9 protein-coding genes are annotated in these 8,570 nt (G+C 61.6%); 5 read left to right on the forward strand and 4 right to left on the reverse strand.

What is annotated here, in order from left to right; genetic code table 11:
- The 3 genes from HX846_RS13845 to HX846_RS13855 form a co-directional block, all read left to right on the forward strand.
- On the forward strand, nucleotides 1-425 hold a 425-nt coding region (locus HX846_RS13845), incomplete at its 5' end, for a DUF4136 domain-containing protein (RefSeq protein ID WP_178965558.1).
- A gap of 45 nt (nucleotides 426-470) precedes the next feature.
- Nucleotides 471-1,028, forward strand: coding sequence for a DUF4136 domain-containing protein (locus tag HX846_RS13850; protein ID WP_003212927.1), 558 nt, complete (start codon nucleotides 471-473; stop codon nucleotides 1,026-1,028).
- A 129-nt stretch (nucleotides 1,029-1,157) separates the two neighbouring features.
- Nucleotides 1,158-3,179 (forward strand): pilus assembly protein TadG-related protein, encoded by a 2,022-nt coding sequence (locus tag HX846_RS13855; RefSeq protein ID WP_256580019.1) that lies wholly within the window; start codon nucleotides 1,158-1,160, stop codon nucleotides 3,177-3,179.
- Here HX846_RS13855 and HX846_RS13860 read toward each other — a convergent pair.
- Both HX846_RS13860 and HX846_RS13865 read right to left on the reverse strand, forming a co-directional pair.
- Nucleotides 3,176-5,923: a PAS domain-containing sensor histidine kinase gene (locus HX846_RS13860; protein ID WP_087693102.1), complete on the reverse strand. Its 2,748-nt coding sequence runs from the start codon at nucleotides 5,921-5,923 to the stop codon at nucleotides 3,176-3,178. The genes HX846_RS13855 and HX846_RS13860 overlap by 4 nt on opposite strands.
- Nucleotides 5,920-6,360, reverse strand: a complete 441-nt coding sequence (locus tag HX846_RS13865) for a TadE/TadG family type IV pilus assembly protein (protein WP_003212919.1) — start codon at nucleotides 6,358-6,360, stop codon at nucleotides 5,920-5,922. The genes HX846_RS13860 and HX846_RS13865 overlap by 4 nt, the downstream gene beginning before the upstream one ends.
- A 71-nt stretch (nucleotides 6,361-6,431) precedes the next feature.
- Here HX846_RS13865 and HX846_RS13870 point away from each other — a divergent pair, with 71 nt between their 5' ends.
- Together HX846_RS13870 and HX846_RS13875 are read left to right on the forward strand one after the other, a co-directional pair.
- A complete protein-coding gene (locus HX846_RS13870) occupies nucleotides 6,432-6,917 on the forward strand; it encodes a prepilin peptidase (protein ID WP_003212917.1) in 486 nt (161 codons plus the stop codon).
- 114 nt (nucleotides 6,918-7,031) lie between these two features.
- On the forward strand, nucleotides 7,032-7,820 hold the full coding sequence (locus HX846_RS13875; protein WP_003212915.1) for a response regulator transcription factor: 789 nt from the start codon (nucleotides 7,032-7,034) through the stop codon (nucleotides 7,818-7,820).
- Here the strand turns inward: HX846_RS13875 and HX846_RS13880 are convergent.
- On the reverse strand, nucleotides 7,817-8,089 hold the full coding sequence (locus HX846_RS13880) for a DUF3613 domain-containing protein (protein ID WP_008439006.1): 273 nt from the start codon (nucleotides 8,087-8,089) through the stop codon (nucleotides 7,817-7,819). The two genes, HX846_RS13875 and HX846_RS13880, sit on opposite strands and share 4 nt — an antisense overlap.
- 22 nt (nucleotides 8,090-8,111) lie before the next feature.
- On the reverse strand, nucleotides 8,112-8,570 hold a 459-nt coding region (locus HX846_RS13885; protein ID WP_178965559.1), incomplete at its 5' end, for a tetratricopeptide repeat protein.

Consider the following 8,570-nt stretch of genomic DNA (forward strand, 5'->3'; position numbering starts at 1 on the left):
GGCTCAACAACCAGCTGCCGGCAGGCTCGGCCTGGGCGGATTCGGCGCAGATTGCCGAGGCGGTCAGCGGCGCCCTCGACCAGCGCGGCCTGCGCCCCTTGCATGACAACCGCGCCCCCGACCTGCTGGTAAGCGCCGACGTGCGCCTGGAAAAACGCCTGCGCCAGGTCCAGGACGACTATGGCTACGGTTACGGCGGCTATAACCGCTACGGCAACGGCTACGGCATGTACAACACGGTGCCGGTGGTACGCACTTATGAAGTGACGGTGGCCGTGGCGCGCATCAGCCTGTTCGACGCGCGCACCCGCCAGCCGGTATGGAGCACCAGCGCCGAAACCACGAGCCAGGGCAGCCTCAGCGAGCGCGCCGACTCGCTGCGTGAGGCGATGCAAAAGGCAATGACTGCCTACCCGCCCAGTTAGCAGCTATTCTCATCTCAGGCCCGGATTGTCTTTTGGAGAAAAACCATGCTTCGTCGTATTGCTGCACTTGCTGTTGTTGTGTTGCTGGGCGGTTGCCAGACCAGCCAGGTCAACCATGATTTCGACGCCAGCCGGGACTTTGGCGCCTACCGCAGCTGGAGCTGGAAAGAACCCGCGCTGCAATACCGCCCGGATGACCCACGGATCAAGAGTGACCTCACCGAACAGCGCATCCGCCAGGCCGTGGGCGAGCAGCTCGACCAGCGTGGCCTGCGCCCTGCGGCGCCGGGCACCAAGGCTGACCTGAATGTACAGACCTACCTGATCGTCGAAGACCGCCAGCAACAAGTCACCACCAATTACGGCGGCGCCTGGGGCGGCCCGTGGAATGGTTACTGGGGCGCGCCGATGTATAACGAAACCCGCAACATCACCTACAAGGTCGCGACCATCCAGATTGACTTGCTCGACGGCAAGGATGGCAAGCTGGTGTGGCGTGGCAGCGATGAGCAGATCCTCGCCAGCTCGCCTGAACCCCAAGACCGCAGTGCCGCTATTCGTGCCACGGTGACCAAGGTGCTTTCCAACTACCCGCCGCATTGATCGCCTGATCAGCCCTCCGCCAGTCGTCGATCTATGGCGACTGGCCTGCAGCCCCCGCCGCTCTTGACTACACTCCCAAGCAACACAGGAGAGTAAGCGCTCGGCAGTGTGCCGGCAAAGGAGTGCTCGATGTCTCTTCGACTTCGTTCCGGTCACCACGCCGGGCCTGCAAGGCAGCGCGGTGCGGTTGGCTTGGTGGCGGTCTTGACCCTGGGCATGGTGCTGGTATTCATGTTGCTGGTGGTTGATAGCAGCCGTTTGTACCTGGAAAAACGCCAGTTGCAGGGGATTGCCGATATGGCGGCACTGGAGGCAGTGCAGCGTAAGGGGGATTGCCTGCCCGCCACCAATACCGCGCCCACCTATGCCGGTGCCAGCGCAGTGCGCAACGGTTATGTCATCCCGCCGGCAAACGCCCTGATAGTGAAATGCGGCGTGCTGACCACCGGCGCCACCAACCAGCGGGTGTTCTCCGCAGACGCGACCAAGACCGATGCCATCCAGGTGACTGCCTCGCGCCCGATCATGACCAGCGTTGCCGGGGGGGTCTGGGCGTTGTTCAGCGGTAGCGGCTACAACTTCAACACCCAGTTGTCTGCCGTCGCGGTGGCGGCGCCGAAGATCCTGCCGCCTCAGGCGCAACTGACGATCAAATCGACCCTGGTCACTGTGGACTCGAGCAAATCAGCAGCACTGAACCTGTTGTTCGGCCAACTCTTGGGCGGCTCACTGAACCTGAGCGTGGCAGGCTGGCAGGGCCTGGTAGACACCAACATCAACTTGCTCAGCTACCTCAACCAGTTGGCGTTGAACGTGGGCGTCACGGCCGGAGCCTACGATCAACTGCTGACCAAGACGGTCAAGATCAGTCAACTGGTCGACGCAGCCATTACGGTGCTCAGTGCCGGAGGCAATACGGCCAGCGTGGCGGTCAGCGGTCTTACCAGTATCAACGCGATAATCGGCAACCTTGATGTCACCCTGGGCAGCCTGCTTCAGCTGCAAACGGGGGCGGTGTCGGCGGGGCTGAACACCAGCCTGAATGTGTTCCAGCTGGCCGAAGCCTTTGTGCAATTGGCCAATACCAAGAACGGGGCGGTGGCGACCATCCCGGTGAATATTCCGGGGCTGGTGAATGCAGGTGTTCAGGTCAAGGTGATTCAGCCACCGCAGTTGTCCGCTATTGGCGATCCGCGGTTTGCCGTGGATAAAACTTCAGCAACCCGCATTTACGTAAAAACGGCTCAGATCAGCGTCGGCCTGACGTTAGGGTTGCCACCGCTGGATTCTCCCGCGGTGCAGGCCGCCCTGAACGGCTTGGTCGGGCCGCTTTCGGACGTTTTGAACAACTTGTTGAGCTTGAACCTGGGAGGCACCATCAGCTCGGTGCTGTGTGTACTGGGTGGTTATTGCCAGATGACGAATTTGCAGGTGCTGTCGTCATCCTCAAACCCGCCGGCCGCCAGGATAGATGTGGTCCTTCAACTGGGCACGGCTGAAAGCTATGTCACCGGGTTTACCTGCGTCAGCGACGCTACCAAGACCCTGACCACCCAGACCAATGCCTCGATCGTTACCGTGCAAATTGGCCAGAGCCCGCAACTGATCAACGCGTTTAACAGCAACACCACCCTTAATCCGATTCCTCCAGTGCCGGTGGTGGATATCGGATCCATTACCTGTTTCAAACCCTTGCTGGGCCTGGGGCCTACCACTTGTGATCCGTCCACCCGCAAAGCGTTTTACGGGGGCGGCCTGGGCTTGAGCGTCAACAGTCCGGTGGGCGCTGCGACAAGTGCCTTGCCCCCCCACACGTACCTCCAACCGCCGGAAATCAACCTGCCGCCGCAGTACTACGCCTCATCGACAGCCAGCCTTCTCAGCGCGATCAGTAACGCGTTGAGCGGTATCCAGTTCCAGGTCTACAAGCCAACGGGGTTCAATCTGCTGGGAGGGTTATTGACGACGGCGGGCACAGTGCTAAACGGGCTCAACAGCACCTTGGGCACCGTGATTGGCGGAGTGCTCAGCCCTATTCTGGACCCGGTGGTGAACAGCCTGTTGTCGAACCTTGGGGTTAACCTGAACGCGGTGGAAGTGGGCGCCAACCTCAGTTGTCGGCCGCATGGGCAAGCGGCTCTGGTGAATTAGGCTTCAACCACCGGCAACTCCACACAGAACTTCGCCCCATGCTCGCTGTTGGCGACGCTCAACCGGCCGCCCATGTTCTCGACAATGCCGTAGCTCACTGACAACCCGAGGCCGGTGCCCACGCCAATCGGCTTGGTGGTGAAGAACGGCTCGAAAATCCGCTCCAGCAGCCGCGGGTCAATCCCGCCGCCGTTGTCCTCGACCCAGATGCGTACGTGGCGGCTGTCCTGCTCGATCTGCACCGAGATCCACGGTTGCAGGTCGCGGTCGTGCTCGCGTTTGCTCAGCAGGGCATCGCGGGCGTTGACCATCAGGTTGATCAGCACCTGCTCCAGCTGGTCGACATAGCCTTTGACCTGCACCGTCACGTCTAGCTGTGCCACGCGCAGGTCCACGCCTTTGCCGCGCATGCCTTCACTGAGCAGCGACAGGGTGCCTTCCACCGCCTGCGCCGGGTTGAAGGGCTGCTGTTCGACTTCCGAACGGCGGCCGAACACCCGCATGTGGTCTACCACGCGGGCTGCGCGCTGGACCTGGGAGTCGATACGCTGGAGTTTTTCCGTCAGGTAGTCGATTTGTGCATCACCGTTGCTCAAGCGCTTGAGCACGTTGACGATGGCCATGCGCATCACATTCAACGGCTGGTTGATCTCGTGGGCCAGGCCGGTGGCCATTTCGCCGAGGGTGGCCATTTTGGCGCTTTGGGTCAGTTGCTGCTGGGAGCGGCGCACTTCGGTGTTGTCGCGGCCCACGGCCTGCACTTCCTGCAACTGGCCCTGTTCGTCGAACACGCCCCGGTCCGACCACACCCACCAGGCATGTGTGCGCCCCGGCAGTTGCAGGCTGATTTCGGCGGTGCTCACCGGGAATTCCGGGGTGAGCTGGCGGATGCGCAGTACAAACGCCTCGTGTTGTTCGTCCGACAACCATTGGCTGAGGTTCATGCCCGGCAGCTGTCCAGGCAGGCATTCCATGTAGTTGGCCAGGGGCGTGTTGCCGAAGGTCAGGGTCAGGTCCGGAAGGTAGCGGCAGATCATGGCCGGGGAGTCTTCCACGAGGATTCGATAGCGCTCCTCGCTTTCCTTGACCCGTTGCGCCGCCAGGGTCGTCTCGGTCACATCCAGCCACAGGCCCACGGCTTCCACGGGCAACCCGAGGTCGTCGCGCAGCAGCCGGGCTTCATCCAGCAGCCAGTGGTAATTGCCCTGTGTGTCGAGCACCCGGTAGCGACTGCGCACGCTGCCTTCGCGCAGCAGTTGGCGGGTACGGTCGAAGTAGAGGTCGCGGTCTTCGGGGTGGATCCACTGGTTCAGCGTCGCCGGGGTGAAGTCGGCCAGGGTGCGGCCAAGCAGCGGCAGCAAACTGTCGCTGAAGAACACCGGTTGCAGCGTGCCCTCGACGTAGCGCTGCACATAGATCACAGCCGGGGAACTGGCGATCAGGTTATCCAGGCGTGCGTGGGCGGCGGCGGCCTGTTGCTCCTGGTTTTTTATGTCGCTGATGTCGAGCATGAAGCCCACCAGGCGGCGATGCTCACCCGAGCCCAACGCTTGCCCCTGCACGCGATACCAGATGGGGTTAAGCGCCGCGTCGGCACGTTGCAGGCGCACGCTGGTGGACAGCGGTTTGCCCAGGGTCTTCAGGTCTTGCAGGCGGCTGGCGAGTTCTTCCCGGTCGGCAGGGTGAATCAGCTTGAGCCACATGGGTAGCGACAGCTGTGTGATGGCCTCGCCTTGGCTCAGGGTGTGCAGCAGCGGTGGGGCGAGTTCGAGGTCTTCAGTGTGTGGGGACAGCTCCCACCAGCCGGTGCCGAGCAATCCTTGCAGCGCGTCGAGGCGTTCCAGCTGCTGTTGATGGCGCAGTTCGCGCAGGCGGCCGAGCAGCGGTGCCGCGAGGGCGGCGGTCAGTTGCAACCAGTCACGGTCGCTGGTGTGTTCCTGGCGGTGATACACCCCGCACAGCAGCCATGCGCCCACGCCCAGTCCGTCGCGGTAGGGCACCAGAAAACCATCGGTATTGCCAAACAGGCCTTGCAGGCGTGGGTGTTCGCTGTGGCCACGGTTTACCTCCAGGCTCACTGGCGCCGTGCCGCCCAGGCTGTCGAGGCTGGAGCCCAGGGCTTGGCCGTTGCTCCAGAGTACCGGCGCATCGTGGGCGGTGTAACAGCCCTCGATGCACCACGCCTGGCCCTGCTCATCCAGCAAGGCGATGGCGACGCAGGGGATGTGCCAGTGCTGGGAAATAGCCTGCAGAGTGTCTTGCAGTACTTCGGGCAGGCGCACCAGGCTGCAGACCCGCAGTTGCTCGCTGATCTGGTCGCTCACCCGTTGATTGTGTTCGCGCACCTGGGTGAGTTGGCGATGGGCAATCAGGTCGCCAATGTCCAGCAATTGCAGGAGCCAGCCCTTGCCTTCGGGTTGAACCCAGCCACGGGTATGCAGGGTTTGCCCGGCGAGCCCCTTGAGCTCCAGGTCCAGGCTTTGCCCCTGCCAGTCGCTGGGCGTGCCCTCGATCACCAGGCGGCTCGCCGCAGTGAGGTAGTCGAGCAGCGAGGGTGCCTGTTGCTGTTGCGCAGCGGGGTGTTCGAGTCGATGGCGAAGCGGGCCATGGACATCCATTACGCGGCCCTGGGCGTCCAGGTAGAACAACAACGCGGCGGTTGCCGGGATCGCTGCCGGTGCGTCAGCAGGCAGCTGGTTGCCGCGTCCGAGCAGGCGGCCGAAGAGTTTATCGCCTGAGGTCAAAACTGCATGCTCGACTGGGCGGACAGCATGGGAGGCAGGGCGGGGACGGTACCGATGCCTGGCAGTACCAGGAACGGCAGCACACTTTGGAGGCTGGACGTCGGGTAGTTGATGTACACCGTCAACACGCCTGACGAGTTGTAGACGGCCGTCACGTACCCGGGAAGGAATTTGAACTGGGAGGGGATCCACGCCAGTTGTGCCTGCGCCGCACTGACGGCCTGCAGCGGCAGTGCCGTGACGTAGCCAGGCGTGGCGGGGTCCAGCGCGACGCTACGTCTTACGCCTTCGGCGGCGGCCTGGGTAAAGGACTGCATCAGCAATAACGGCAAGCTGTAGCTGACCAGGCCATAAAAGATGGCAAAAAAAATCATGAAGACCATCGCGAACTCCAGCGCGGCGGCACCTTTTTGCTTTTTAGCGAGGCCTTTTTTCATGACTCGTCTACCCTGACTACAATTACCTGATATCAGCATAGAATCATTCAGCAAAAAGGGATTTTTTTTACGTGATTCAAAGCCTCGTCCTGGTCGTTTGGCTCGCGCTGTGCGCTGTGCAAGATATCCGTCTACGTCAGGTCTCCAACCGTTTGACCCTCGGCGCAGCCTTGCTGGCGTTGGGTTACCTGTTCTGGAGCGGTACGACCTGGCTCGGTGCACCGGCTGTCGAGGGCGGTGTGGCCTTTGTCCTGGCGTTGTTGTTCACCCTGCCGGGGTACGCGCTGGGCCGCCTGGGCGCCGGTGACGTGAAGCTGATCGCGGCATTGGGGCTGGCAACCGACTACCTCTACGTACTGGGCACTTTTATCGGCGCCGGCCTCGCGAGCGCAGCTTGGCTGTTGCTGGCGCCCAGGGTGTGGCCGCTGATGAATCAAGGGCTTAGGAACACCTTGCAGTACCTTGATCCGGCACATTCGGCCAGGCAGCCGTTCGTGCCGTTTTTACTGATCGGTTTTTGCCTGTCCTGGTTTTGGATCCCATTAGTCGCCACGTAGGGTAACGCTATGTACATAGTAGGAAAGTACGTCTACGTTTATGGGTAAGTTGTATGGGAAAAATGGTCGGAATGGATACATCGGTCCTTTTGCTTGCCAGGCATGGAGTAGCGCGTGAACAAGCTTACCTCTCAAGTGAAAGTGCTCGTGGTGGACGATCAGCCTTTGATCGTGGAAGAGCTTTGCGAATTTCTTGAAAGCAACGGTTACCGTTGCGTCCCTTGCGCATCCAGCCAGGAAGCCATCGAGCGTTTTCGCGACGATGCCGAGATCGGCCTGGTGCTGTGCGATCTGCATATGCCCGAGATGGATGGCATCGAACTGGTCCAGGCCCTGCAACACCTGGCCGGCAAGCAACGGGTCTTTGAGGCCATCATGCTGACCGGGCGTGCAGACAAGCAGGACGTGATCAAGGCCTTGCGCGCCGGGATTGCCGATTACTACCAGAAGCCGATCAATTTGGGCGAGCTGCTCGAAGGGTTGCAACGCCAGGTGGTCGCGCTGCAGGACCGGCAGAAAGATCTCGACCTGGGGCACCTGAACCAGAAGCTGCAGTTTCTCTCGGCGTCCATCGATGACCTTTATCATGACCTCGACAAGGTGCGCAGCAGTCCGCAATCCGGCCTGTCGACTGAAGCCGAGGGTGAAGTCAGCGACACTGACCGGGTTGAAATACCGGCGATCTTCAATCAGTTGTCGCCCCGCCAACTGGATGTCGCAAGGCTGGTAGGCAAGGGCCAGACCAACTACCAGATTGCCTGTGAGCTGGGCATCACTGAAAACACCGTGAAACTCTACGTGTCCCAAGTGCTGCGCCTGACCCATATGCACAACCGAACCCAGTTGGCGCTGGCGTTATCGCCGAACAATTCTGCGGCGCGCCAGCGCGTCACTGCGCATTAGTTGTTGCTGCCTGGGGTGTTGCCGCCCAGTTTCTGGTCGTAGTACTCAGGAATAGGGTGTTTGTAACTGTCCAGCAGGCGTTGCATGGCCTGGTCGCGTTCAGCGGGCGTGGCCTTCTGCCGGATGGGAGATGCGCGTTCGCCACTGACCTGCAGTTGCAGCCAGCCTTCGGTCTGTTTTTGCTGTGGCGAAGAAGGCCCCGGCTCAATAGCCAGCACCGTCAGCGGCAGGCTGGCGAACAGCAGCGTGGCGAGCAGTGTGAATTTCATCGTGTGTACTCCCTTCAAAGACCTATTTGACCGGCGCTTGCAGCACGTCGCCTACGGTTGCGACCTGATCTTTTGGCGCTGTCGTCGGTGAGACGGGCGCCTTGAGTTGCTGCGCCCGGGCCTGGGCTTGCGTCACTTGTTCCGGGCTCAGGCCCATGCGGCTGGCCACTTGTGCGGCTTGTTCCCAGTTGTCCTGGTAGATCATCAGCGTCACCAGATTGATCGCCGCCAGTTGATCGCTCTGCTTGAGCTCCATGGCCGTCAAGAATTCGAAGCGTGCATCTTCCACGCGCCGTTGATTGAGGTACACCACGCCCAGGTCGTTGCGGATTTTCTCATCGGTGGGCGACATCCTGGCCGCGCGTTGCAAGTGCGCCATGGCCTGGCCGTTGTCTCCCCTGGCCGCTGCCAGCTGGCCGAGCCCGTGCTCGCCTTCGGCAGCCATGCAGGTGCCGAGCAGGCTGCGGTACAACGGTTCGGC

This window comes from Pseudomonas sp. K5002 (assembly GCF_013386655.1).
GTDB lineage: Bacteria > Pseudomonadota > Gammaproteobacteria > Pseudomonadales > Pseudomonadaceae > Aquipseudomonas.